Origin of the sequence: Jannaschia pagri (assembly GCF_019655435.1) — a bacterium.
Lineage (GTDB): Bacteria > Pseudomonadota > Alphaproteobacteria > Rhodobacterales > Rhodobacteraceae > Jannaschia > Jannaschia pagri.
The window spans coordinates 808,487-835,267 of the sequence record NZ_BPFH01000001.1 but is presented as its reverse complement, the minus strand read 5'-3'; the positions used below and the strand labels follow the sequence as shown (position 1 = coordinate 835,267).

Sequence of the window (26,781 nt, the reverse complement as noted above, 5' to 3'; positions counted from 1 at the left end):
GCCGCCCAAAGGTCATGCTGACGGTCAAATATCATCTCTGAAAAAGACAAAAAGCGCCGTGTAGCCGTCTTTCATCAGGCGGTCCTCACCCGAGGCATTCGTCAGGAAACTGCCGTCTCGGACGTAGCCCCGGCGCGTTTCGTAACCGCCCCGTGGAACTGACGAAAAGTAACGGGGAACCGAACCCCACAGTGGGGATTGTGCGCCACGTGCGTCCTCGGGGTGAAATAACTGCCAGACGCGCTCTGAATTCGCCTTCGTCATTCGAACGCAGCCGTGGCTGTCCGCACGCCCGAGACGGGAATACATCCGATTTGTCGTCCCATGCATCGCGACACCAGAGATGCGCCCCGAGCTGTAATGCAGGTCGATATAGATGGAGTTATACATCCCCGGAGATCCCCACCCCCGGCGGTGGCGGTAATTGCGTTCGTCGACGTTGAAAATCCCGAGCGGCGTAGGTCCTGCCCGCCGTTCCCCGGGATAATGGCGACCGGTGGAGACAGGCCAGGAATACGGTGCATCCGTCCCCTCGGGCAGGCCCTTCGTGGCCCAGAAGTCTGGATCGTGAAGCGCCACGCGCCACCTGCTGCCATTCTCGCGCTCTAAGACCCACATTTTCTGTGCCCCACCGCCCGATGTGGCAGCGTTGACGTAGATGGCGTGGGAATACGCATCATCGATGGCGGACGGTGCGATGAAGGCGACCTTAGGGTTCAGCGCGCCGGGCTGTCCCAGGGCTTCCAGATAATCGATTCCGTAAGTCTGTTCTTCACGAGCCGTGGCGTTGCCCGATAAGGCCCCCAAGGACAATCCAGCAAGTGCTGCTTTGACAAGAACGCGTCGGCTTATTCCTTGTGTCATTCAGTTTAACCCCAGTAACCGATGCAACACGTCGCGGGTTTGGCCGAAATAGTCTTCGGGTCCAATCTGCTCCTTCACCTCTTGCGCCGTGACCGCAAACTCGATGATCATATCGTCAACCGGTCCAAGGTCAGGCATTTCAAAGACCCAGTCAAGAAATCGTTCGCCCGAGAAAAACCACGCTGCTATCAGCGAAAGGGTCAGCGTCAGGACAAAGAGCCAGTGCTGCCGAGTATCTCTTTTACGATCTTGATCAGGGGTCACTGCATGCGGTCTCAGAACTGGAAGTAAATGAACGGGGCCATGCCCTCTTGCGCGGTCGCGAAACAGGTCCAGACCCCGACAATCAGGACAAGGGCCTGGACGATTGTGGGCAAACGCGCCAGCGACGTCTGAGCCAGGAGCAGGCCCCGTTCCGGAAGATAGTTCATGGCAAAGCCGACCGCGATCAGGCTCAGGCCAAAGGCGCTGATGTCCACGGGCGCGAAACTTTCCAGACGTGTAAAGGCACCGAACACTTGAAGGAGATCCCCGAAGCTATCGGCGCGGAACGGTATCCAGAGCGCGAAAACAAATAACGTGACCAGGACCACGCCGCGCCACCCCTGTGCCGCTCCCACCCGCCGCTCATAGGCCAGCCCGACGCCGTGAAAGAACCCCCAGAGGAGGAAGTTCCAGCCCGCGCCATGCCACAGACCTGCCAATGTCATCGTGCCAACCAACACGCCCATTTGCCGTCGCGGATGGCCCTGATTTCCCCCAAGCGGAATGTACACGTAGTCCCGGATCCATGTGGACAGAGAAATATGCCAACGCTGCCAAAAGGCGCGAAGGCTTGATGCGCTGTAGGGCTGCCGAAAATTTGTCGGAAAACGGTATCCTAACAAAAGCGCAATTCCGATGGCGATGTCAGAATAGCCGGAGAAATCGCAATAGATCTGAATGCCGTAGGCGAAGAAAGCTGCCACGGCGGTGACGGCATTTTGCCCATCGGGCAGCGCGTAAAACGGGTCCACAATGCCGACGGCCAAATAGTTGGCGACGATCATTTTCTTGAACAACCCCGTCAGGATCAACACCACGGCTTCGGCGCGGATGATGGGGGTCGGTAGGGTCGGCGCATCGATCTGAGGCAGAAAGACGGAGGCCCGGACGATGGGCCCCGCCACCAACTGCGGAAAGAACGAAATATACAAGAAGATATCGACCGGGTTCTTGCGGGCGGTCACAACATCTCGGTCGACGTCGATGATGTAGCTGATCGCCTGGAAAATGTAGAACGATATGCCAACCGGAAGGATGACCGAGAGCCAGACAAAATCCCGCCCGAGACCTGCGCTTTCCAGCAGTTGCTGAAGCGAAAGCGCGAAGAAGTTGAAGTATTTGAAGAACCCTAGAAGCCCCAGAAGCGCAATCAGGCTGAGCCAAATCGTCAGCTTCCGAAGCTTTGGACGCGTAACCGCCAGCCCCCCGAGATAGGCGGTTGCCGAGACCGCGATCATCAAACCAAGAAATCGAGGGTCCCAAGCGGCGTAGAAGCCGTAGGAGGCCAGTAGCAACAGCGCCTTGCGCCAACCAGCGCGGTCGAAGACCAACGTGTTTAGGGCCAGCACAGTCCCGAAGAACAGAATGAATTCCAGGGTCGGGAAGAGCATGTGAGGTCGTTACTGCAGCGCTGCAAGCAGGGCGTTGCCTCGGCCAAACATCGACGGCACATTGGTTTCCATCCGGTCCAGCAAACGGTCGACCACGAGCGTGTAGCCAATACCCGTGAAATGCGATCCATCATTCGTTCGGATCGACACCACACGGCCATCGACCGTTGCCCGCCTTTGGTAGCCGCCATCTTGGTTTGCCGTGAAAGCCTTGATGGGCAGGTAGACCGCGCCGCTTGCCTTAGCTTCAGTTTCAAAAAGCCGGTTTACGCGAGTCAGATGGTTGTTGAGGTTGCGGCTTCGATCCGGCCCCGGTCCGAGCCAGTAAAGGGGCGTGCCTGCAGCACCGGCTACGTTCAGAATACTGCGGATCTCTTCTTGGTAAGCTGCGCTCCAGGCCTCCGTGCCGAACGTAACCCGCTCGTTCGGACGAATCACTGATTGCATGTCATTCACGCCGAAATGCGCGACAACGATATCGGGCCGGTCCTGCGTGGCCATCCTCTTGAAAGCGTTCGGCCAATCGTAAAAATCCCGGCGCGCCAGGCCCGTAGAAGAGCGCGCTCGGTTAATGACGACGGCGTTCAGACCGCGCTCTGCAACCCGGTTTCTCAGAAATATGCCAATGCCTTGGCCCAGGCTGTCGCCGATGACCAGGATGCGGGCCGGATCATCGGCGGTGAAGCTGCGGGCTGCCGCGCGGGGGATCTGAGGCCCAGAACTCTGATGCGACGCTGCAATGAACCCATCTGCAAGGTCTTGGGCCTGGGATGACGTGCAGGCATGGCACACAACGGTCACGACCAAAGCAAAACAGAGACGGCGCACAACGCCAAAGGTAACGCTATTGGAGATCGACATTCTCAAGCGTCACCCCCCTGTCCTGGCGCGTCAAAAGTCGACCAAGATCGTTGAAAATAGTCTGAAGAACATGGTCATACCCCGCAGTCGTAAAATGGATCTGATCGGTGGCGCGCATCTGTTGGCGACGACCATCAATCACCCCGGACATGGTGAACTGCCCGGTGCCAAAGCTCGTGTGTTCGTGAATATCCATGTACTGCGCGTCTGTTTTCGAGACCGCCGTTTCAATCAACTCCGAAATTTCGCGATACGAGGGTTCAAGGCGGCTTGCGCCCACAATCGGAAGTCCAAACCAGATCACCGCAGTTGCCCGGTCGGTCAGGCCGCTGGCGAGGGACTTCGCGCGTGTGGCATAGGCATCCGTCCATTCCGGTGTGCCGAATGCAGTACGTCGCGACCCTTCCCGAATGAAGGTGATGTCGTTTGCCCCGACCTGCACGATTACAATGTCGGTCGAGGTCGTATTCGATTGAGTGGGCGTGGCCTGCTCGTAGCGTGACAGCCAGATGTCTGGTGATGACTTCGTCAGGCCATCAGACACCTGGGTCAGCCGGATAACCTCCATGTCTTCGCACCGCGCAAAGACACGATAGAGCGACCCCCAAAGCCCATCGGCCAAGCTATCGCCTAAAACCACAAGCCGGGTTGGCGAGGCAGGGCACGGGATGTTGTCAATCGCGCCTGCGACACTTGTCGTTGCTGATCCAAAAAACATGGACGCTGCCAAAGCGGACGCGGCAATCCATGGGAAATTACGCATGACTCATCGATACTCCGTAAACTTAGCCATTTTCAGTCAGCGTATCGGAAAACGTCTGCACGGCGGACACCGTGGACGGGCCAGCGATACCGTCGATCTGACCTCTGTAAACGCCCTCCGTCCGCAAACGCTGCTGCACAGAACGCACAACGTCAGGATGCCGAGAGCTGAGCTGCGTTGTCAGACGTTCCTTGGCAGTCGGATCACTGCGCAGGAACGCCGCCCAGTAAAGATCCGCTGCCCGGTCAGGGGAGAGCTCTGTCCCACGGCCTTGCTCATGAAGCTCCGCAAGGAAGGAAAACGCATGGAGATACCCCTGCTCGACGGCTTGCCCGAGCCATGTCACAGCGTTGGTTTCGTCCGCATCGACGCCAGACCCGGTAAGATAGAAGTACCCCACAAAGAATTGCGCCAATGCGTTGCCTTCACCTGCGAGGGCAGAGGCCAACGTGAACGCATCCCCCGCATCTTTGCCGGGTATCAGGTTCTTTGAATACAACACCGTCAGCAGTTCCTGCGACAGCCAATCGCCCAGGTCCGCCCCTGCGGTCGCAAGCCTTTCAGCGGTTTCGAGATCAGCTTCGCCACCGGCTTCGGGGGCATAGTGCGTGTAGGCCAGGAGGCCGTAAGCAGCGGGCACAGCAGCCTCAACCCCTTTGGAATAGGCGTTCCGCGCCCGGACAACGTCGCCCGCAGCGTGGTCGATCCGACCGATCATCGTCTTCAGGGCCGGATCATCGGGGAAGTCCGCGAGCGCGCGATTGCAAACCTGACGCGCGGCGCTCTGGTCGATAGCCTCCAGCTTTCGCGGGCCACCCGACTGGGGAAGCCCCGCCGCAGCAAAACAAGGGGCCGAGGCCGCCACACGCCGTGTCTCTCGCGCGATCAGGTCCTCAATCTCACCGCGCGCATCGCAGAGGACGCAATCGGTCAGGTAGGCTTTCATGACTTCGACGTTGCCGCTCACCTTGGCGGCTTGAAGCGCTTTGAGTTCAGCCTGGTACACGGCGTCATTCTCTAAATCGCTAATCAGAGTACGCGCGTTCTCGACCTCAGCGCAGGCCACGCAGTCATCGACATAGGCACGCAAGGCAACCAAGTCCCGCTCGGACGCCGCTGCTGCAAACTGGGTGGCTTCCTGCTCGAAAGCAGCTTCGACGGCGTCCATATGGGCGATCTGTGCCTCAGCTTCTTCCTTAAAGGTGCAGAGCGTGCAGTTTGAAAGATAGATACGCAGGCGCCGTTGCGAGGTATCCGCTGAGATCTGCGCCCAGACCTCTTCCTCAAGCTTGCGGGCCAATTCGACCTGCCGCATGTAGGCGCGCCGATCCGCAAGGGCGCCTTCATTGGGGCAGTAGACACAGGTGTCGAGAAACGCCTGAAGCTCAGCCTGATCATCGCTTTCGAGGAGGAACAGCGCTTCAAAGGTTTCGTGATAGAGCTGCGTCTCAAGTTCGGCAAAGCCGGGCAGGTCCGTGTGGTTGATGAGCGCGGCGGTATCGTCATCCCCTGACTTCAAAATCACGGAGTACTTTGGCCCACAGGCATTCCCGCGCGCGCTCATGCGATGCAGGGCGGCACCCAGGAAGTCATTGACTTCGGCAACGGAAGAAATGGCGTCGTCATTACCGAAAGGCGCGCGGTCCGCGACGCCCGTGACAATGGGGTAGTGGATCGCGCGAGTGACATCCTGGGCACAGGCCCCCGCGCCATCGTCATCGTAAATCATCACGGCCAAAAGGTCGAAACCAGAGGCACCGACGGCGTCCTGAAGCTCTGCCATGGACACCGGGAAAAGTTGCTTCGGGTCCTGCACCCGTAAGAACGCAACCCGGCGATGCTCTGGGTTGAAAGCATCTACCAGGGCCGAAAGACGGCGCGAAAACTCAGCCGCGTCATGCATGTCACCGGATGTCCCAATCTGGAGACCGCCCTCGCCCGTATCCAGCGTGATGTCCGAGACCAGGAAAAACTGTTCAAACTGAGCTTCACCGGCCCCCGGCGTTGTCACGAAGGTCGAAACTGGGTTGGACCGCAGAAGGGCGCCGAACACCTCATTCGTTACCGCATCCGCGGTCGGTAGCGCGGCCATCTGCAAAATGGGCATATCAGCAGGCAGCGGCCCCGGCGCCCCATCGGCCGGGTCGGCGCCGATAAAGAGAAGCTGCATACGCGCCGACGTTTGCGGATCCGCGTTCGCAAGCGTCGCGGTCAAAGCTGCCCAAACGACCACAATGAAAGAGGCTATCCGACCCATAAAAATCCCCCCACGGAACAACGATTCTACTGCACGCATGGGCGGCAGAGTTCTCTTAACCTTTCCGAGGGAAGTCCCAAAAAGCAATGACCTATTTTGGGCAACCATGGCACCAATTGCCGCTTGCGGGCGAAACAGTCTAACCGCTGACGTCTGTGCTTCTCAAGAACAAATAGTGTACAAATTGAATGGGCCGCTCAACTGATATTGAAGGGATTGATTGGGCGTAGGGTTTTGAGATGAAACGCAAGACGTTCTTTGTTGTAAGCTGATTGCTCTTTTATCATCGCGATCAGCCGCCTGCAGGAGGTGTCCGTCATCCGTCGTATTGGCGCCGGTGGGTGCAATGGCCGACAAAACCATGTCGTCGATCGGCTTCTCGAAGACGCCTTTTCCAATATCTGGTTTTGTGCGCGCGTTCGCATCTATCCGTTGGCTGTGGGAGTTGACCCAGGTCAGACGGTAGAGCCTCTGCCTGCGATTGGCCTCCGACACGAGGCGCGCGCTCGCCAGCGAATGGCGTTGCTTCGGTGACTGGCGGCTAAACGTCCCACCTTGGTAGGACGGCCTGATTGGGCAAGCGCACTCGCATGCAGAGGATCTGCCGCAAGGACAGCCCGAAGGTACCCATGGGAAAGGCCGGAAAGAGGCTGTTGTGAAGCCCGCGCGGATCTTGCTCGAGGCGGGTCCGCGCATCCGCTGGTTGGTTGAGTTCGGTCACGACCAGCTTGTGACGGGGCGGCGCCTGCAGATCTTCGACATGATCGACGATGTGACGAAGGAAGGCCTGACGCAGCGCCGTCCCGCGGACCTCCCCAGGCGAAGTGGCGCCACATCAACTGTCAGGCGCCTGCTTTGCGTCGATGATCAGCGGTTGGTTCGGTCGTTCAATAAAGATGTTGTCCTTCGGCCGCCAAGGCATTGCCGCACGCGCTGTCCCGACAGAGGAACCGCCCTTGGCCGTCCACGGAGATGCGGACGCCCGCCTGCCGCAACGGGTTGGCGCAGGCGAAGCCGGTGATTGGAGATCTCGGTCGATGACCAGGCAGGGTAGCGCGGCAGGCACCGTCCCGAGAGGGCTCGTTCATGGCTAAAGCCGAAGCCCACGATGGCGTCCTCCGGAGTCTAGACACGGACTTCCGCCTCGCGGGCGTTTGACAACTACCACGCCGACATGCGGTGGATGTGCCAGTCCAGTCCCGCGGAAAAGTGTTGCGCAACGCCCTGCCGGACGGTGGAGCGCCATGGGGGAAAACCCACGTCGCATTCGAAAGGAGGGGATATCGACACACGCGTTGCGCCATAGAGCCCAGCGCCGCATGATCCCGGGAGGCGGACCTGTTCGGTCGCCCGACTATCAAGCCCCTGAGTGGATAGGGAGATAGGGAGACGGCTGCCGCCCCTTCGCAGGCCTGCAGGTCTACGACTTTCCATAGAGGGGCATCAGGCCCATGGGCTGCATCAGGCGGCGCATCCGCTGCGTTGTCGCCGCATACCCCTCGTTCCACAGGTGCTAGGCCATCTGACGCCCTCCGAAGAACAGCGTCTCCATGCGCTGCCGGTCAATGGTCTGCATCAGCGTCAGAGTCTCGCCCGCCGGGCGCTGATGGAACGTGGACCGCAGGAAGAACAGCAGTCGAGATTGCGCGGGAACCGACAGGCGCGCGTGACCCGTCTCGGTCATGCCCGTTCCGGGTCGGCGTCGAACTGTTGACGGCGCGATCCCTCAGAACGTCCCACCGCAAGGACCTCGGCTGTCGCGACAAAGCTCCGGGGAACGTGGCCGTAGTGAGACCGCGAGAGACCCCGAACCGGTCGCGACCGCATACGCCCTGATCTGCGCCTCCAGCGATTTCACGATCCGTGCCTCCACCTCAGGCGCTCTGCGCCAGTCTCGAACGCCCCGGACGCCGTTTTAATCAGAGCGGTTACCAATGTGCTTAACACAAAGGTGCACAAGGCGCGCTCCATGGCGGGACAACGTTGCCTAACGTGACATTCGCCTTGCGACGGAATGATCGGCAATCGATGCACATCAAACCGAGCCGCCCCCGCGGCCCCCACCTGCGCACCTCGCTGCGCCGCCAGCGCGGGCCTCGATCAAGTCCGGCGCAGCCTGTCCACTGTAACCGCGACTACCCAACGCTTTCCCTCCGCCATCTCCAGCCTCGGAGATCAAATCGACGGCAGAGAAGAACTGGCACCGAAGCCTCGAATTGAGAGAGGATACCAAGGACTCACGGTGCGCGTCGATTTGTTGGACAGCTATGTCTCGATCCGAAGCAATAGGGGCGCGCCCCAGAGTACAAGTACGCTTATCGAACTCGACGATGTCGGCTTGGTATCAACAGAGTTACGGCTTCGGTCCGCTCTACGGGGCGGCCATATCCTTTGCTATTCTAGTGAACGTTGGGGGGCGTAGGACACAGCCTGTGTGACCGTCTCGATACATCGAGAACGCGCGTCGCCTGCGTGGTCGACGGCCTCCGAAATCGGGAGGCAGCTGACTGATACTGTCAAGGCCGGGCTTGGACTGCGACAGAACCGGTAATCTACTTGCAACGCCTTTCTCACGACCAGTGGGTAAGGGGCCTGCGTTGACGCAGACCAACCTGTCGGTCAGCGCCCGCAGCATAGACCGTAGACGACGCGATCTGCGAAACTGACACACCTCAGAACAACAGGACATCGTCGGCTGTCAGAGACGGACCACCCTCCAGCGTGACCAAAAGCATCTCTGATTGGGGGCCGCCCCGTCCGTCGCGGTCGATGAACAGGTCCCCCGTGCGGCGATCATAGCGGACGGCGCCACTGCCGAGCGCATTTGCGGCCTGCTGGGCCGTAACATCGCGGACCTCAATCCGACCGTCCCCAAGCTCAAAGAAGCGGTCATCCAACGCCAGTTTGTCCGATCCGCCAAAGTCCAAGACGATGGCGGCGCCCGCGGCGTCGGTGGTCTGAAACGCGAAGAAGTCTTGGCCGCCGCCGCCTTTCAGCGTGTCGGCACCGCCGAACCCGACCAGGATGTTTGATCCGGCATTCCCAACGATCTCGTTTGCGCTACCGTTGGCGTTGACCCGTAGGTTCCCAGTCCCCTCCAGAATGACGCGTTCGATCTCCGCCGTGCCAAGGGTGATATCGGCTGTGGAGTAGACGACATCCGTCCCCTCACCGGCCAATTCCGTGATTCGGTCACCGCTGAAATTGACGCGGTAGGTATCATCGCCCTGTCCGCCAATCATCAGGTCGGCGCCGCGCCCGCCATCCAAGGTGTCGTTCCCCGCGCCGCCCAACAGCGTGTCATTGCCCCACACGCCACTGTCGATGACGGCTTGGCGCACCGTTCCGAACACCTCCAAGGGCGAGCCGTGGGAAGACTGATCCGCGGGGCCGTCCCCGTCGAACTGCCACGCGCCCACCAAAGAGGGCGCGTCCTCGACCTCGATGGAGCGCAGCGCGTTGGTCGCGATTTGCCATTCCTCTCGCCGGTCGCTGAAGATCCTGAGATCGCCGAGCGCACCGTCCAGCCCCGCCCCAAAGGTCAGTGTCTGCCCCGGGTCTAGTGGAGTACGCGCGGCGTCGATGTTAAATTCGCTCCAGCTGAGGGCGCCATCGATATAGATTTCGACCCAACCGGACTGCGCTTGCCAGGTCACGCTGAGGCGGTGGGTGTCACCGTCGAAAAGCTGCTCTGCCGTCACGCCCGTGTCGACAACCTCGTCCCCGAAGACGACTTGGAGCACACCAGTCTCTGAATCCAGACGCAGGGCGAAGGCTGCCTCATCCGCGCCGGCGCCATAGGTCATCAGGTCGGTTGGCGCGGTTTGCGGTCCGGCCCGCAGCATCAATTCGACGGTCAGTCGCTCGGTCGGCATCGCGTCAAAACTGTCGAGGCGGAGCCCCACCGCACCTGAACTGGGGTCCAATTCCAACAGGCCGGGCAGGGCGCTGACCCCGTCTCCGACGAGGCTGTCGTCCCCATCGCCGCCCGAAAGGCTGTCACGACCCCCAAGGCCGACCAAGGTGTCGTCGCCCAACACACCCCGGAGAGTATCTGCGCCCGCGCTGCCTTCGGCATCGTCGTTGCCCTGGCCGAGGGTGATCTCTTCGATCCCGGAAAAGCGGTCCGTTGAATGGGTGTATTGGGTGATGAAAATGTCCACGCCGGGCGCAACCTCGACCTCCTCCACCAGCACGCCGGTCGCCACACCGGAGAGGCCGCGCAAAACCACGTCGCTCAGGTCCGCGTTCAGTTGGAGAATGTCCGTCCCGTCGCCACCCGTCAGGATATCGTCGCCCAAGCCGCCGTTCAGAACGTCGTTTCCGGCCCCGCCGGTCACCGTGTCCTGGCCCTTGCCGCCCCGTAGGCTATCGTCGCCACCGGCGCCCGACACGCTGTCGTTGCCGGAGAAGCCATCCAGGTTGTCGGCGCTTGCCGTGCCCAGAAGGCTGTCATTGCCAGACCCACCAACGAAGCGTTCGATATTGGTGTAGAGGACACGTTCATCCCCAGCCGTAATCGCCCCCGCTTCTAGGTCGATCCGCCAATCGACGCGGCGGTCAAAGCCATCCCTCAGGGACGTGCCAGTGCCCAGGCGATAGACGATGCGGCCATCCAAGCGCAGCTCGTCAATGCCGTCCCCACCATCGACGGTGGCGTTCCCTTGACCCGGCGCCAAGATGTCGTTGCCCGCGCCGCCCCAGATCGTGTCGTCCCCGTCGCCAGCGGATAGGATATCGCTCCCAGCCTCGCCTCTGAGCCAATCGTCGCCGTCTCCGGTCTGGACGGCATCGGCGCGGTCGGATCCCTCCACGTCCGAGGATGCCCCGTGGACGATCACGCCCTCCATCTCGGTGAAGACGGCGGCATCACCGTCGATGCTGTAGATCCCGTCAACCAGATCCAGCTCAAATCGGGCGGTGTCTGATAGGTAGAACTCCCCGAAGTCTTGGCCTTCGCCTCCGTCGAAATCGGTGAGGACGCCGTCGTAGGTGCGGCCCGAGCTTCCGACCGTGAGGAAATCATTCCCGGTGCCGCCCGACAGACGCTCCGTGAGGCCCGGTGTCGTTGAGAGATTCCCGTCGTTGCGCAGCCAGTCGTTGCCCGCATCGCCGTGGATTTGATCGACCCCCAGGCCAAGGGTGAACCGGTCGTCGCCCGCGCCCCCGAAAACCGTCGCATCGCCGCCCGTGCCTCGGTCGGTGGGCAAGATCACGTCATTGCCGTCCCCACCCCGAAACAGGAGCGCCGTGGTCCCCATGACGAGCCAGTCGTTCAAGGTCCCGCCAAGGATTTCCTCGACGCCATCAAACAGCAGGATGTTGTCGCCGCCGGACAGGTTCTCCACCGACTGTCCTATGAACTCGACCGACTCGAGCCGCCCGGCTTGCGCATCGATCAGCCAGTAGCGCGCGCTGGCCGACAGATCGATCGTGTCGGTCCCTGTGTCCGTCTCGCTGTCGGCTGCCGCCCTGTCGAAGGCCGCTGGGACAGGGGCATCTGTCGCGTCCCCGTCGGCCACATTGGACAGCGCGTTGAATCCGCCGGGAGCCGCCCCGCCGGAGAAATACGCCTCGAACCGGTCGACCACGGGCAAGCTCACCGCGTCTGAAGCGGGGTCCGGTTCGACGAAGACATAGCGATCATTGCCCCGCCCGCCGACGAAGTGCTCATCCATCGTCTGACTGACCAAGACGTCCGAGCCGCTGCCGCCAAGGATCCGGTGTTGTGGCGGGCCCTCCTCGGTCTCATCCAAGCGGTCGCGCGGGGCGTCTTCGGTCCCGTAAAAGGTGTCGTCGCCGAGGCCTCCGTCTAGCCAAGCGAAGGCCGTCCCTAACCGAAAGCTATCGTCGCGCGCGGTTCCAACCACGTTCGCACCCGTCGGGCTCAGCGCGTCTGTTCCCAGCACCTCGCCCAAATCGTCATACTTAATGACACGGATGGGGGCATGGGGGGCCTGGCCGTCGTATTCGATCCGAAAGGGGAGGCTGTTGTCGGGATCGAGGGTATCGGCGGGCGAAAGGTCACTGGCTGCGATGCCGCCCGCGATGTCGGTGTCTGTCACGGCGTAGAAGACGACGTCGCTGACCGCTTGGCCGCCGCCCAGGCTATAGAGATCGTCGCCCGCCCCCGCGACCATGCGCCCGGAGCCAAGGCTGATGATGGTGTCGTCTCCGTCACCGCCAATGGCCAGGTTCACCCCCGGCCCGAGCACCAGATTATCGCCCCCCGCCAGTCCCGCAAGGGTGTCATCGCCTCGGCCCCCGTTCAGGTCGTTCGCACCGCCCGAGCCGACCAGCAGGTCGTCCCCTGCGGAGCCAAGCAGGTTTTCGATGTTCAACAACCGATCGGTCATGCCACCCAGGCGGGTTTGGTCTTCGGGGGTGAGCGCGGCCCGGACACCGGGCGTGTTCAGGCCCGAGTAATGGACCACATCCGTTCCTTCACCGCCGTCAATGGAATCGAAGCCCTCGGTGGCGATGATGATGTCGTTGCCCAAACCGGCACGGATCAGATCCGGTCGCTCCCCCCCGAGGATCAGATCACCTCTGGTCGAGCCTTCTGCGAAGCCCGGCTCGGACGGATCGCCGGAGTAGGCCACGCGGATGGCTGTCGCCAATTGATCGTAGGTCACGACCGTCGCGCCGAACACAAAGCTTTCGACGTTCGTGATCTCGTCTTCGCCCAGGTTACCGACCAGCCCGAAGGCAAATCCCCCCAGATGCGCAAGCGAGACGATATTGTCCTGCCCGGCGCGCCGCGTCTCCCAGGTGAACTGGGACAGGGCGGCGGGCGAAAAGAGTGTGTCGAACCCGCTGCCTCCGGTCTCGATATCGCCCCCCGCCGAAGTGTTGCCATCGCCGAAGATCGCGTCGTTGCCGCCCGCGTTGATAAACACGTCGTTGCCGGGTCCGCCGATCAGAGTGTCGTTCCCGATACCCGCCGACAGCACGTCATGCCCGTCCAGCCCTTCCAACTGGCTTGTCAGGGCCAGCAAGGCGTTTCGACCCAGCAAAATATCCGACTGATCGCTGCCCGGCGCGACAAGGGGTGCGAGGTACCCCGCCTCGCCGAAGATGCGTGCGATCAAGGCTTGCTCGGCATCCAGGGCGGGCAAATCATCCCGAGCGCCCAGGATCCCATCGATCTCGGCCAGCATCGGCTGCGTGAAATCCGGGGCGCTGCCAAAAATGGCCGTGAACTCCGACGTTACGCCGTCCAAAGGGGACAACACCGTCAGGTCCGGGAGCAGGCCGCCAATGGCCTTGTCGATTTCATTCAGCAGGGCGTCGATGCCAAGAGCTTCGGTCAATGGGTCGATGACCGGACTGACAACCGCGTCGATGGCGGCTTCGGCCTTTTCCAGTACCCAAAGCAGCGGTGACAGCGCATCTGTGACACTGGCCAGCGGATCGCCGATGCCACGGATCAACCCGCTGACGGCATCAAGGCCGTCCAGAAACAGCGTCGCCTTGTCCGGTATCGACGCGAACGGATCGAGCGCCGTGGCCAATTGGCGAACGGACACATCCAAAGCGTCGAGGGCTGCCTGCGGAAAGCGGTCTGCCAAATCCGCGAAGGTCGCGTCCATGTCCTCGATCACCGCGCGGGTGCGCGGATCCAGACCAGCGGGGTCATCCTCTAGGGCGGTGTCGAGATCGGCCAAACTGGCGTAGATCGCGTCGATGTCGCCCAACTCGTTGGAAAGCTTGACGGTCAGGGCCGTGGCCAAGACATCCGCAGCCTTCAGACCCGCGTCGAAGGCTTGGATGGCCCGCGAATGGGCGTCCAGCGTATCCGCGATCTCTTGGGTGCGCTTGGCGATTTTGTCGAGCACGCGATCCAGCGAAGACCCAAAGCCGCGTGTGGGGGGAAAGAGCTTCAACAGGGTTGAGACATCGCGCAGGTCGTCGATCAACCGATCGATCACCTTTGCATCTTTGGAGGCTTCCTTGAGCTTGTCGGCCAAGTCACCCAGGGCGTCGATCACCTGGCTCGCGTCGTCGAGCCGATCCAGGTTGGTCGACAGCGTCTCGCGCAGCGTATCGGTGCGCGCCCTATACAGGCTCAGGTTCGGCGTCATCATGTTCACCCCCAACACTCTGACAAACGGAGCATGTCTTGCCGCGTCCAGATGCTAGCATGCGCGCGGGTCACAGCATCGGTCAATTGCCGGGAGGTCGTAGTCGATGGTTGGGCGTCGTAGGCCAAGCGAGCAGGATGCCGACAGGAGCGCTGATCGCCGTCGTTGCGGTGCTCCTAATTTCCTGGTTGATCACCGAACGACCGTCCTGTTCGAGGCCGCGGCTCCTGTCCAAGGACCGGCGGTACGCTTGGCCGATGGCCGAAGATCAATGCCCGCGGCACTGCGTCAGTTTGGACCGGCACACCGTTTCGATCTATTCGCCGGGCTGAGGGAGTCTGCCGCTGGCGCCGAACGCGTTAGTCCCGCGCCGGACCACGCGGACGGTTGCCGGGGTGGTTGGGGTCTGGCCCCCAGATCGCTTCATATGTCGAGACAACCATGCCCCGGCGTTGGAACAACACGAATAGCGTCGCCAGCAGGACCCACCAGAGCGGCAAAACGATCCACATCCAGATGGGCGCATTCGACTGCCAGATCCCCGACAACACAGCCAGCATCGAAAGGATCAACGCCGCATAGCCGCTGCCCTTATGCATGGCCTCAAACGCCAGCCGTCGCGGGGTCATGTCATAGTGATCGCCCCGCAGGCTTCGCTTGTCCGTCGGTCCTCCTTTGGACCCCCGGAAGACACCGGACCCCGCCTGAAGAATGCCCAGCCACAACACGGCCCAGCCCAAGGCCCGATGCAGCCAGGCGCTTGACGTGATCGAGCTGGCCCGCTCGGGCGCCGCTAACACGAGATACAGACCCACGGCCATCATGACCAATGCGCTGATCTGCGCGCCGAGATGCGTTCGCCACCAGACCCGGTTATCGACGGTTTCCGGAAATTTCTGTCTCGGCAACACTTTGAAGAAGCGCGCAGCAATGACGCCCGTGGGCACCAAGACGCCCCAGGCCAGGACCATGGCGCGCCCGTGCCAACTGAGATGAAAGCCGAGGTCATGGGCGCGGCTTGCGTCGATGGGGCTCAGCAGCCAGTCCAGCACGGGAATCCTCCGGGTATGGGCGCGCAAGGGCGCGTTGGATTTATGCCCGCCGACCACACGCCGGGCACGCGTGCCCCGGTCTTCGGGGCTGTTGGGTTGCGCCGCCTTTGGCGTCGCGGCGGGCCCGCGCTCCGCGCGGGCGGGGCTTGGCGCTACCGGAGGCGCTCTGCGCCGCCAAGGGTCTGCCTTGAGCCGAGCTGCCGGGCAGCGCCACACACCACGCGACGCATCCCGATCAGCACGCGGCGGGTGTCGGGGGCAGAGCTTTGCAGACCCAGCCACAAAGCCCGACCGCTCCGCATCAGCCTCACCCCTTCACGGCCCCGGCGGTCATGCCGGTGATGATCTGCCGGGAGGCCACCAGCGTGAACAGAATCGGTGGCACGGCCAGCAGAGTTCCCGTCGCCATGATGACACCCCAGTCGATGTCGTATTCCGTCAGGGAGTTCACGATGGTCACTGGCACCGTTCGGCTACCCCGGTCGGCAAGGGCATTGGCCAGCAGAAACTCGTTCCATCCCACGCGGAAGGTAAAGATCGCCGCCGCAGCGAGGCCCGGTTTGATCAGCGGCAGCACCACCAGGAAGAACGTCCGAAACGGTCCCGCCCCATCCATGCGCGCCGCTTCCTCAAGCTGGATCGGCACCTGGACGATGAAGCTCTGCAAGATCCAAATCACGAAGGGCAGGTTCATCGCCACATAGATCAGGATGATCCCGGCCCGCGTCCCGTCGATCCCGAACTGGAACGTCCAGATCCCGAAGACGGGGACCAGCAAGACCGCGGGCGGCACCATGCGCACCATCAGCGTGGTCAGCGACGTCACCCCACGCCCCATGAACCGGAACCGCACCAGCGCGTAGGCCGCCATGCATCCCAGAACCAGGGTAATCGCGGTCGAGATCAGCGAGATGATCAGCGAGTTGCCCAAGGCCCGACCGAAGGTCCGGTCGCAGCGGCGCACATGCTCCGGCTCATAGGGGAGCCAGTGGCACAAAGCCGTCTCGTAGTTCTGGATCGTTGGCGTGAACAGCAGCGACGCCGTGGGCGAGGTGATCTGCACGTTCAGCTTGAACGAGTTGGCGATCATCAGAACGATCGGTCCCAGCGCCATGAAGATCAGAACGACCAATAGGGCGTAGAATGCGGGGTTCTGGCGGGGTGTTTGGGTGGCCATGGTCTCAGTCCTCGGCGGCCTGCCGGAGACGCGCGGCGCGCACCTCTTGCAGCTTGGTGTAGGCGAACATCGCGATGGTCAGGACCAGCAGCAGGATCAGCAGCAGGTTCGACATGGCAGCGGCGTATCCCAGTTCTCGGAACTCGCTCGCGGTCCGGCTGATGCGCAGGGCCAGGATTTCCGTCGACAACCCCGGGCCGCCATTGGTCAGAACCAGGATCACCTCCAGCACCTTAAAGGCATCGATGATCCGCAGTAGGGCCGTCACGATCAAAACCGGCAGCATCAGCGGCAGTTTAATGTGCCAGATCAATTGCCAACCCGTGGCCCCGTCGATCCGCGCCGCTTCCATGGCGGAGCGGGGCAGGGACTGCAGGGCGGCCAACGACAGGATGAAGATGAACGGCGTCCACTGCCAAATGTCGGCGATCACGATGGAGGCAAAGGCCCAATCCCCGTCCGACAGCCAGGGCGCAGAGGGCAGGCCGATGCTGTCCAGAAAGCGATTAAACGTGCCGACCGTCGGATGATACATATAGCGCCAGACCAGACCGACCACGATGGGCGCGATCATCATCGGCAGGATGAACACCGTCCGCAGCAGGGTCATGCCCCGCAACTCCCGGTCCAACAACAGCGCGAGGCCGACGCCCAGAACCATCTCGATGCTGACAACGATGCTTGCGAACTTCAGAGTGACCCAAAAGCTCTCGCGGAAGGCTGCGTCGCCCAGCAGTTCGGTGTAATTGCGCAGCCCGATCCAATCGGCCTCGCCAATCCGTTGCGACGGGTTCCAGTCCAGGAAGGAGGCATAGATCATGTACCCGATAGGGTAGAGCAGCGCGACAATCATGATCAGCGCCGCAGGGGCGAGGAACAGATAGGGCGTCATCCGGTTCGCATTGGCGAGCATGGCAATGGGGTCCTAGCGGCGGGGGCGTTGCGCCCTGTCTTCTCTTCGGGGTCTTCTTCTTGGCGAAAATACTCCCGCCGGAGGCTCCGGTCGGGCGGGGGCTCAATGCCCCCGTCCGACCGCGCCCCGGGCGTTCCGCGCAAGGCGGCGCGCAAAACGGGGGTCAGGCGCGCCCCGATGGGCACACCTGCGGGAGGATCACTCCTGCCAGGCGTAGTAGCCCGCGTCGTCCATGGTGGCGCGGGTCCGCTCGGCCACGCCGTCCAGCGCTTTCTGCGGGTCCAGGCCCTCGGTCAGCACCTGGCTCATGGTCGTGCCGATGTCGGCATTGATGGAGCCCCAGACCGGGATGATCGGGCGCCAGTCGGGGTCGGCGAACTCAAGCGCCTCGCCGAAGGTGGCCGAATAGGGGAACTTCTCGTTCAGCCCGGCATCCTGATAGGTCGAGAACCGCGAGGGGTTGCCGCCCTCCATGGCCACGGCCAGGTCGCCCTTCTTCGAGGTCAGCCACTGCATCAGCAGGAAGGCCGCTTCCTTGTTGGGGGCGTTGGACGGGATGCCCAGACCAAAGCCACCCGTCTGGGAGCCGCGCCGCACGCCCATGGGGTGCATGGCATAGCCGACGTTGCCCACAACCGTGGATTGGGTCGGGTCTTCGAAGCCTGCCGCGAAAGCAATCGAGTCCATAAACATGGCCGCCTGACCCTGGCGGAAGGCCGAGGCCGCTTCGGCGGGGCCAAAGGTCGTGCCGCCCTCGGGGCCGCAGTCCACAATGGTCTTCAGCGCATTGGCTGCGGCGACACCGGCTTCGTTGTTGATGATCGGGTTCCACTCATCGTCGAACACCCGACCGCCCAGGGGTGCCAGGTGCAGCAGGAACGCGTGGGAGGCCTGGTGGCCCGACGCCGCGCGGGAGGCCATGCCGCCCATGCCCGGCTCCAACTCTGGGATCTTGCAGGCGATATCCAGCAGCTCGTCGTAGGTCTCGGGGGCCTCGATCCCGTGCTTCTCGAAGATGTCCTTGCGATAGGCCAGGACCGAGGTCTCGGATCCGAAGGGGATGCCAAAGGCCGACCCCAACTGACCAGGCAGGTAGCCCTTGGCGCCACCGGCCACGCCGATGTTCTGCACGTAGCCGGAAATCAGGTCCGACTGATCATACGACGGATCGGCCAGGGCCGGGTTCATGAAGTACTTGGCCAGGTTCTCCAACTGGTCCGCATAGACGTAGTCGGCTTTGGAGAAGACGACGTAAGCGATCAGATCGTAATCGCCCTCGTCCTTGGTCAACTCCAGCGTCTGACGTTCCCGCATGCGCAGGTACTGGAGCTGATCGACTTCGACCTCGATCCCCGTCTCTTCGGTGAACTGGTCTAGGACGTTGATGGCCGCGTCGTAGTGCGGGTGCGCCGGGAAGTTCACGACAAGCGTCGTGCCCTCATAGGGCGCATAGGGGTTCGCGGCGGCGGCCCCGGCGATGGCTGCGGCAACGGCCGCGCCTGTAAAGGTCCATTTGTTCAGCATGATAAGCCCTCCCTGGCTGCTGATTATTATGTCTTAGATGCGCGCGCCCGAGGCGCGGTCAAACAGCATGATGTCCTCTGACACGACGCCAAAGCTGCGGACGTCTCCGGTCGGGATGCGGTCTGCGCTGGCGATTTCGGCCAGAACCTCGGTCTCGCCGCAACGGGTCACCAGAACCGACTGCGCGCCCAGGTATTCGGACACCACAACGCGCAGGTCGATGGGCGCGCCGCCCGTCAATTGGATCGACGACGGACGAATACCAACGTCTACCGCCCGCGCGCTGGCCTTTGCGGCCCGCTGCCCCAGTTCCGGCACCAGGGGCAGGTCGAACCCGGCGCCCTTGACCCGATCCCCGGAAATCTCCCCTTCGAGGAAGTTCATGGTGGGCGATCCGATGAAGCCGGCCACGAAACGGTTTACCGGGTCCGAGAACAACTCCTCCGCTGTTCCCTGCTGCTGGATCTCGCCTGCGTTCATCACAACGATCCGGTCGCCAAGCGTCATGGCTTCCACCTGGTCGTGGGTGACATAGACCATGTTCTTGTCGATGGTGTCGCGCATCTCAGCCAGTTCAGTCCGCATCCGGGCCCGCAACTTGGCGTCGAGGTTGGATAGTGGTTCGTCGAACAGGAAGGTGCCCGCATCCCGCACGAGCGCCCGGCCCATGGCGACTCGCTGGCGCTGCCCGCCCGACAGTTCGGCGGGCTTGCGGTCCAGCAGGTGGGCGATGTTGAGCATCTCGGCGACGCGCGTCACCTCGCTGTCGATCTCGGCCTTTGGGCGCCGTTCCAGGCGCAGGGCAAAGGACATGTTCCGCGCGATGTTCATGTGCGGATAGAGCGCGTAGTCTTGGAACACCATGGCGATGTCCCGCTCCTTCGGCTCAAGGCTGCCAATGGGGCGGTCGTCGAAGTAAATCTCCCCGCCGGACAGGGTCTCTAGCCCGGCCAGAATGCGCAGTGTCGTGGACTTGCCGCAGCCCGACGGACCAACCAAAACCGTGAACTCGCCGTCGTTCAGTGTGAGGTCCAAAGGGGGCAGAACCTGGACGCTGCCATAGGACTTCTCGACCTTATCGAATGTGATGCGTGGCAACGCGGACCTCCCAATCTCGGTGCCCGTTGATCCTTGCGGCTGGACAGGGCTTTGGGAAGGTGTAACGTTAGATTTGCACGTTAACGTTAACGAAAAATCTCGCAAGTTACAGAAAAAATTAGAGAATGCCCAAGACGCCTGAGCCCGACCGGACCACCATCCAAGACGTTGCACGACGTGCAGGGGTCTCCGTCATGACAGTTTCGCGGTCCATGCGCGGTGTCGAAGGCGTCTCGGAGATGACCCGTCAGAGGATTCTGTCGCTCGCCCAAGACATGAACTACGTGCCGTCTTCCAGCGCGCGGGCGCTGGCGGCAACGAACGCCAATCTGATCGGGATCTCGTTTCCGACCCTGTTCAACGATGTGTTCCCCGACATCCTCGAAGGGATGCGTCGGATCTTTGACCAGGCCGGCTATTCTTCGGTGATGGATACCACCGACTACGACCCTGCGCGGGAGTTGTCCTGGGCCGAGCGGTTCCTGGCCTGGCGTCCGGCGGCGGTGATCCTGACGGGCGTGGATCACGATCCAGAGTTGCGGGCCCGGTTGATCCGCGGACGTATCCCCACGCTGGAGATCTGGGACGTCACCGACGACCCCATCGACCTCTGTGTGGGCATCGACCACTACCGCGAAGGCTTGGCCCTCGGGCGCCGGATCGCGGAGATGGGATACCGCGCGCCCGTCTACGTGGGCGCGCCGCCGGGGATGGATCACCGCGCCGACATGCGGGCCGAAGGCGTCTCAGATGCGTTCCGGGCCGTCGGCGCGCGCGAGTTGGTCCGCCGAGGGGGGCTCGGCGGCAATAGTTTTGTCGTGGGCGCCGAAGGGTTTGGCCAAATCGACCTGGCCGATGCACCGGACGTCGTGTTCTTCCTCACGGACAATATGGCGTTCGGCGGGATGATGGCGGCCCAGCGGGCCGGTTTGCGCGTTCCCGAAGACATCGGCATCGTGGGGTTCAATGGCTTAGACCTGACAACTGTTCTGCCCCGGCCGTTGACCACCATGGCCTCACCCCGGCGGCAGATCGGCCAGGTGGGCGCGCGGCATCTTTTGGCGCGTCTCAATGGCGTCAGCAGCCCACGGATCACCTGCTTGCCATGCGAATTTGTGGCCGGATCGACGGTACGATCACAATAACATTGACCTTTTCACAAGCTGCGCTGCATCCTGCTGCGGCGCAGCACGGGGGGTTTGCATGGCGACGATTTTGACCTTTGCCCAGCAGAAGGGCGGCTCGGGCAAGACAACGCTCTGTGCCCATCTGGCGGTGGAATTGGCGTCACGGGGCTATGGCGTGGCGCTTTTGGACAGCGATCCGCAAGGGTCCCTTGGGCGATGGTTCATGACCCGGTTCGAGCGTGAGGCCGGGCTGAAAGGGGACATCACTTTTTCAACCGCCTCGGCCTGGGGGGTCAGCTATGAAGCCTCCAAGTATAAGGATTCCCATGATTTTGTGTTGATCGATACCCCGCCGAAAATCGACAGCGATTTGAAACCTGCGCTCAAGGCGTCTGACCTGATCGTTGTTCCGGTGACGGCCAGTCAAGTGGATCTTTGGGCGACGGAAGGCGTCTTGGAGATGGCCGAGCGCGAGGGGAAGCGGCCCTTGGCCGTGCTCAACCGCGCCCGGGCTGGCACGAAGTTGACGACAGCGGTGCAAGGCGCCTTGAGCGGTCTCGCGGCAGATGCGGCCACCGCTGTGATCGCGAACCGCGTCGCCTATGCTGAGGCGCTGGGGGCCGGTCAGGGCGTCGCCGAATACGCTGGCGCAGCCGTGGCCGCAGGGGAGATTTCGGCGCTTGTGGATGAGGTTCTGGCCAAGTTGGACCCGTCGTAGGGGCTCTGCCCCGCCCTTCGGGCCCCCGGAGGTATTTTGGCCGAGAAGAAGCGGGATTTTAGGTAAGTTTTACATGTATTTGCGCCATATCCAGGCGTAATTGGCGAGGGCACCTTGGGCTTTGGAGAGGGCTCTGTTCGCGGGGCCGGGACTGGGCCAGGGGCCATGGGCGAGGCGGTGGATGGCCGCTTCGGGCGGGCAGGGGGTGCCGGTGACAGGGTCGAAATATCGCGGATAATCAATGAGAACGGCTTGGGTGAGCGCATCGAGGCTGGGGCGGGCGGCCTTGCGGCGGGCCGGGATGCGCCCGAGGTCGGTCGTGAGGCCCCAGCCGGCGTAGAAGGGCGCGCCCAGGGTGGTGACGGGGACGTCGCGAAGGAGGGCTTCGAACCCGAGACCGGAGGTCAGGGTCCAGACGGCGGAGGCCCTGGTCGTCAGGGCGAGGGGGTCTGACTGGTGCGCGACGATGTCGGCATCGTTGGCCTGGATGGCGCCGTCGCGAAGACCGGCCTCGACGTCGGGGTGCGGCTTGTAGACGATCACGGCGCCTGGATTGTTCGCCCGGACCCGGCGCAAAAGTGACTTATTGTCAGGGGTTTGATCCGTCCCAAGTCGGATCGACGCATCGTCGGATACTTGTCCCGGAACCAGGATAAAGGGGCGGTCGGGCAGGGCGTCGGTGGCACCGTCTAGGTTGTATTTCGTCAGGCCGAGGGCGATGATCTGGGCGCGCAGGTCACGGGCGCGGGCCAGGGCCTCGGGCGGCAAAGCGGCGGCGCGGATCACGGCATCTTCCAGGTCGGACCGGCGGCTCGGGTCATAGTAGATGCCTTGGGAATCGAGCACGAGGGAGAGGGGCGGGACCAGTTCTGCGCCCAGGCCGCGGGAGCGTAGAAACCCGTCTTCGACCCGCGTCACCGCAGGGGTGACCCTGGGGTGATCTAGGGGTGATCCCTGTCCGACGTCGTTTCCCGCTCCCCAGATCATGTGTCGTGGGCCTGGACGGTCGGTGAATCTGACTTTGCCGGAGAGGAAACGCTGGACAGGGCGACGCTTCCACAGGCGGAAGCCTTGGGCTGTCCAGCCCAAGTGATCCTCGCGCCAGGCGCGGGCGCGGGCCTCCAGGATGCGGATCACGTCGAGGGGGTCGCACAGGCGGTCGCGATGGGGGTCGTACCACTTCGGGTAGAGGACCGCGGTTGCGGCAAAGAGTTGCGTGCGCGTCAGGGTCCGTTGCCGCCGTGTGACGGGCTGGCGCGCATCATCAAGGCCCCAGCCGGACCAGGCAGGTTGACCGAATGTCTGGGGGCGGTGGCCGTGGAGGATCGCCTCCAGCCCCATCTGGCTGCTGACGGTGTAGACGGCGGAGGCGCCCGCCAAGAGCACCGCCGGGGACAGGGGACGTGTTTCCAAGGTTGCGCCATGGGTGGCATCGGCCTCGGTGTAGTGACCGGCGCGGTGGCCCTGCTCGGTCTCCGGGTGGGTTTTGATGAGGACAGGCGTGTTCGGGTGGTCCTCGCGCGCGAGCATCAGCATCTCGCGGAAGGTTGTTTCCGTGGCGCCACCATGGGTGATGGAGGCATCGCCCCGCGTTTGGTCGATGACGAGGACATAGCCAGGGTCGGGCGGAGTTAGATCGGCGCGGGTGGCGGCGTATTTGGTGACGCCGGGGCTGCGCCATTCCGCCATGGCGGCGCGGGTCCGCGCCAGAAGATCCCCATCGTCGAAGGGATGGGTGGCCAGTAGGGTTTCCAGATCCGACGGGCGGGAGGCGTCGAAATGGGGGGCCTGGCGGTCGATCAACAGGCCGTGGGTCGGCTCTCCGCCGCGACCGGGGTGCAGGGATCGGAGCCAGGCGTCTTCGAAATAGAGGATTGGGGCGCCGGTGCGGGCGGCGACCTTGGCGGCGCGTCGGGCCGAGGGACCCTCAAGGCCCCAGGACGCCAGATGCTCCCCCGCGCGGGGCCAGCCAGGGCGCAGGTCAACGCCCGCCAGCCAGGCAATGCGGCGAATACGGTGGTTGAAGAACCCCGCTGACAAGAAGCGCGCGACGATGGGCGTGGTCATGGTCGGACCGGCGACCCGCTTTGGGGCCGCCCGTGGCTCATTCGATCCCGAGCGTGGCCGAGGTGCTGGAAATCGTGCCAAGCGAGCCGAAGATCGCAGCAACCGACCGGTTCCAGGCCACGATGGGGGCCTCGGTCACATAGACGGTATCGCCGGACCGGATGATGAAATCTCGTGCGTTGAACATGCCCGTCGGCTGGGTGAGGTCGAGCACATAGACGAGGCGTTGGGTGCCATCGAGATCGTCGCGGCCCAAGACGGCCTCGGCGATTTCTTCGGGTTCATTGCGAAAGACAAAGACGCCCGTGGGGTTGGCCAGGGTGGCGTTGAGACCGCCGACCTGGGCTAGGGCTTCGATGGCGGAGATGACCTCGGCCTGGAACTCCAGCCGGGTTTGGGCACCCGTGGCGCCGAGGACGGTGAAGGACCGGGTGTCCTCTTCGATGAAGATCCGGTCGCCGTCGCGCAGAGCGATGTCTAGGTGCGGGTTGCGATAGAGGTCGCGCAGGTACGCCGTTTCGGTCCGGTTGCCCCGGCTGACGGACACCAAGGCGATGTCAGGCTCAATGGAGATGCCCCCGGCGGCGGCGATCATGGCCGTGAGCGTGCGGGTGGGCCGTTCGATGGGGTAGACGCCCTGGGCGCCCGCGCCGCCGACGATGCTGACCGTGGCGCCGTCGCCCGCCAGGCGCCGGACCAGCACCTGGGGATCGGGGGTTTGTTCGTCCAAGCGGCGGGTGATGACCCGGCGCAGCGCCTCGGGCGTGTTGCCCGCTGCGCGGATGCGTCCGGCGTAGGGGATAAAGATCATGCCAGCGCTGTCGACCTGCACCTCGTCAATGAGGCTGGCCGAGGCGCCTGTGTTGGTTAGCAGGCCATCTTCGACGTTCTCATAGATAATCAAGCCCAGGGTGTCGCCAGGACGGATGGTGTCGGCGCCGATGGGGTTGGCGTTCTGGAACGACTGGGAAAAGCCCAGTGCCGGGGTCACGGCGGTCGCGGTCGTGACCCGGTCGTTGACGGAGACGACGAAAGCGTCCCCTTCGCGCAGGACGGAGCCTGCGAAAATCTCGCGCTTGTTTGGTCCCGACCGGGGAAGGGTCGCGCAGGATGCGACCACCGTCACGGCCAGGAACAGGGCGATGGTCTTCGCCCCCCGGCGTAGCTGTCTGCTCACGGTTTTGCCCTTTCGCTCTGCCTCGGTGCCACTTTGCGGGGGTTAGCCCCCGTCTGGGCGTTGTCTGCTTGGTTCAAGGTATCCTAACCGGACACCAGTTTCAAATTCTGCCTCGGCACCGGTTTGCCAGCGGAGAGGCGGTCATAGGGGTCCAGATCGGACAACATCATGTCGACGACCTGGCGGAGAAGTTGCCTGCGGCCGCGCGCCGAGTAAAAGCCGCCCGCCACCTGGGAGGTTTCCAGCAGGTAGTGGCGGTAATCGCGGTAGGCGCGGCTGTCGGGGCGGTCGGGGTCGGCGAAGAAGGCCTCGATGGGTTGATCGCTCACGAACTCGGGCTTGGAATAGACCGACCGGCCCAGGGCCTTGAGCGGTAGCCCGCGCCAGAGCGCCTGTTGCGCGGCGGTCGAATTGACGGTGATGGCGCTGCGCGCTTCGTTCATGAGGCCCGCCAGCTTGCCGCCGCGCAGATAATGCACCCGGCCCGCCAGATTGTGTTCGGCCACAAGGCGTCGGATCGTGGCCTGGATTGGCGCCCGCCCGTCCTCCAGGGGATGGGCCTTCAGCACGAGATGGTGGTGGGCGGGCGCGCCGCGGGCGAACCCTGCGATGACCTCTTCCAAGAACTCGGTCATGGAGGCGTAGGGCGAATGGGCCTGGAAACTGGCGTCGTGTTCCAACTGCATCAGGCACAAATGGTAGGGGAAGCCACCATGGGTGATCCGGCGGGTCGCTAAGCGACGCTCCAGGGCCGTGAAGGGCATGGTCACAAGCCGTCGCAAGTACAGGCGGAATTCCTTAAGGACGGTGACCTGGCGATGGGGGCGATAGGCGCGGTACTTGCCGGGCCGCGACAGCACGAACCAGTGATAGAGCATCCCGTAATACACATGGTGCCGCATGTCCCCCCAGTGGGCGGGCGCATCGGGGAGATCCAGGTCCAACTCGGCCAGTTCTGCCTGCATTGCGGCCACGGATTTGGTCATGAGGCGGGAATTGGCGTTGGAGCCGCCGCGTTCATAGCTGACCCACCAGGGACGCAAATAGCCTTCTTCGAAGACATGGATGGTCAGCCCCCGGTCGCGGGCGATCTTGATCGCCTCGGCATGAATGGGGCGCGTATCCCCATAGAGGACGAGATCTGTGATCCCTTTCTCGGCCATCAAGGACGCGCAGGCCTCTGGCCAAGTGGCCGCGTCCGCTTGAAATGGGATCAGGCTGCGCCGGTCGAACCAAAAAGCATCATCACCCCGGTTGAAGGCCACGCGCCATGTCTCACACCCCGCCGCCCGGAGAAGCCCCCCAAGGTGGTGGAAAAAGGGCCCATGGGGTCCTTGCAAGAACAGGAAGCGGCGCGCTGGGCGCATGTCATCCTCCGACACGATTGGTTTCCGTTATCGAAACACGCCTGGGCGTGGGAAAGGCTGCTTTGTGTCACGAATGC

At 62.9% G+C, this 26,781-nt stretch carries 18 protein-coding genes; 2 read left to right on the top strand and 16 right to left on the bottom strand.

The features are described from left to right. Positions 1-24: 24 nt before the first annotated feature. The 13 genes from K5R33_RS04055 to K5R33_RS03995 form a co-directional block, all read right to left on the bottom strand. Positions 25-864 (bottom strand): L,D-transpeptidase, encoded by an 840-nt coding sequence (locus tag K5R33_RS04055; protein ID WP_220747680.1) that lies wholly within the window; start codon positions 862-864, stop codon positions 25-27. Beyond that, positions 865-1,128, bottom strand: coding sequence for a hypothetical protein (locus K5R33_RS04050; protein WP_220747679.1), 264 nt, complete (start codon positions 1,126-1,128; stop codon positions 865-867). 11 nt (positions 1,129-1,139) lie between these two features. Continuing rightward, on the bottom strand, positions 1,140-2,519 hold the full coding sequence (locus tag K5R33_RS04045; protein ID WP_220747678.1) for an MBOAT family O-acyltransferase: 1,380 nt from the start codon (positions 2,517-2,519) through the stop codon (positions 1,140-1,142). Positions 2,520-2,528: 9 nt separating this feature from the next. Further along, positions 2,529-3,320: an SGNH/GDSL hydrolase family protein gene (locus tag K5R33_RS04040; RefSeq protein ID WP_255576123.1), complete on the bottom strand. Its 792-nt coding sequence runs from the start codon at positions 3,318-3,320 to the stop codon at positions 2,529-2,531. Between the two features lie 43 nt (positions 3,321-3,363). Beyond that, complete coding sequence (locus K5R33_RS04035) at positions 3,364-4,098, bottom strand: DUF459 domain-containing protein (RefSeq protein WP_220750659.1); 735 nt, start codon at positions 4,096-4,098, stop codon at positions 3,364-3,366. A 67-nt stretch (positions 4,099-4,165) separates the two neighbouring features. Further along, positions 4,166-6,400 carry an SEL1-like repeat protein gene (locus K5R33_RS04030; RefSeq protein WP_220747675.1) on the bottom strand — a complete coding sequence of 745 codons (2,235 nt, stop codon included), beginning with the start codon at positions 6,398-6,400 and terminating at the stop codon, positions 4,166-4,168. 1,513 nt (positions 6,401-7,913) lie between these two features. Continuing rightward, entirely contained in the window at positions 7,914-8,084 is a 171-nt protein-coding gene (locus K5R33_RS04025) for a hypothetical protein (RefSeq protein WP_220747674.1), read from the bottom strand. Between the two features lie 988 nt (positions 8,085-9,072). Continuing rightward, on the bottom strand, positions 9,073-14,487 hold the full coding sequence (locus tag K5R33_RS04020; RefSeq protein WP_220747673.1) for a hypothetical protein: 5,415 nt from the start codon (positions 14,485-14,487) through the stop codon (positions 9,073-9,075). Between the two features lie 356 nt (positions 14,488-14,843). Then, the gene (locus tag K5R33_RS04015; RefSeq protein ID WP_220747672.1) at positions 14,844-15,536 is read right to left on the bottom strand and encodes a cytochrome b561 domain-containing protein; all 693 of its coding nucleotides are present in this window, start codon (positions 15,534-15,536) and stop codon (positions 14,844-14,846) included. Between the two features lie 307 nt (positions 15,537-15,843). Beyond that, on the bottom strand, positions 15,844-16,713 hold the full coding sequence (locus tag K5R33_RS04010; RefSeq protein WP_220747671.1) for a carbohydrate ABC transporter permease: 870 nt from the start codon (positions 16,711-16,713) through the stop codon (positions 15,844-15,846). Between the two features lie 4 nt (positions 16,714-16,717). After that, positions 16,718-17,626: a carbohydrate ABC transporter permease gene (locus K5R33_RS04005; protein WP_255576035.1), complete on the bottom strand. Its 909-nt coding sequence runs from the start codon at positions 17,624-17,626 to the stop codon at positions 16,718-16,720. A gap of 198 nt (positions 17,627-17,824) precedes the next feature. After that, positions 17,825-19,150 (bottom strand): extracellular solute-binding protein, encoded by a 1,326-nt coding sequence (locus K5R33_RS04000; protein ID WP_220747670.1) that lies wholly within the window; start codon positions 19,148-19,150, stop codon positions 17,825-17,827. A 33-nt stretch (positions 19,151-19,183) separates the two neighbouring features. Next, positions 19,184-20,248: an ABC transporter ATP-binding protein gene (locus tag K5R33_RS03995; RefSeq protein WP_220747669.1), complete on the bottom strand. Its 1,065-nt coding sequence runs from the start codon at positions 20,246-20,248 to the stop codon at positions 19,184-19,186. A 125-nt stretch (positions 20,249-20,373) separates the two neighbouring features. Here K5R33_RS03995 and K5R33_RS03990 point away from each other — a divergent pair, with 125 nt between their 5' ends. Both K5R33_RS03990 and parA read left to right on the top strand, forming a co-directional pair. Further along, positions 20,374-21,393, top strand: a complete 1,020-nt coding sequence (locus tag K5R33_RS03990; protein ID WP_255576036.1) for a LacI family DNA-binding transcriptional regulator — start codon at positions 20,374-20,376, stop codon at positions 21,391-21,393. A gap of 58 nt (positions 21,394-21,451) precedes the next feature. Beyond that, positions 21,452-22,093: a ParA family partition ATPase gene (parA, locus tag K5R33_RS03985; RefSeq protein ID WP_220747668.1), complete on the top strand. Its 642-nt coding sequence runs from the start codon at positions 21,452-21,454 to the stop codon at positions 22,091-22,093. A gap of 69 nt (positions 22,094-22,162) precedes the next feature. Here the strand turns inward: parA and K5R33_RS03980 are convergent, their stop codons facing one another. From K5R33_RS03980 to K5R33_RS03970, 3 genes are all read right to left on the bottom strand, one after another. Continuing rightward, positions 22,163-24,160: a capsule polysaccharide biogenesis protein gene (locus K5R33_RS03980; protein WP_220747667.1), complete on the bottom strand. Its 1,998-nt coding sequence runs from the start codon at positions 24,158-24,160 to the stop codon at positions 22,163-22,165. A gap of 37 nt (positions 24,161-24,197) precedes the next feature. Beyond that, positions 24,198-25,337, bottom strand: coding sequence for a polysaccharide biosynthesis/export family protein (locus K5R33_RS03975; RefSeq protein WP_255576037.1), 1,140 nt, complete (start codon positions 25,335-25,337; stop codon positions 24,198-24,200). 83 nt (positions 25,338-25,420) lie between these two features. After that, positions 25,421-26,704, bottom strand: a complete 1,284-nt coding sequence (locus K5R33_RS03970) for a capsule polysaccharide biogenesis protein (RefSeq protein ID WP_220747666.1) — start codon at positions 26,702-26,704, stop codon at positions 25,421-25,423. Positions 26,705-26,781: the final 77 nt, after the last annotated feature.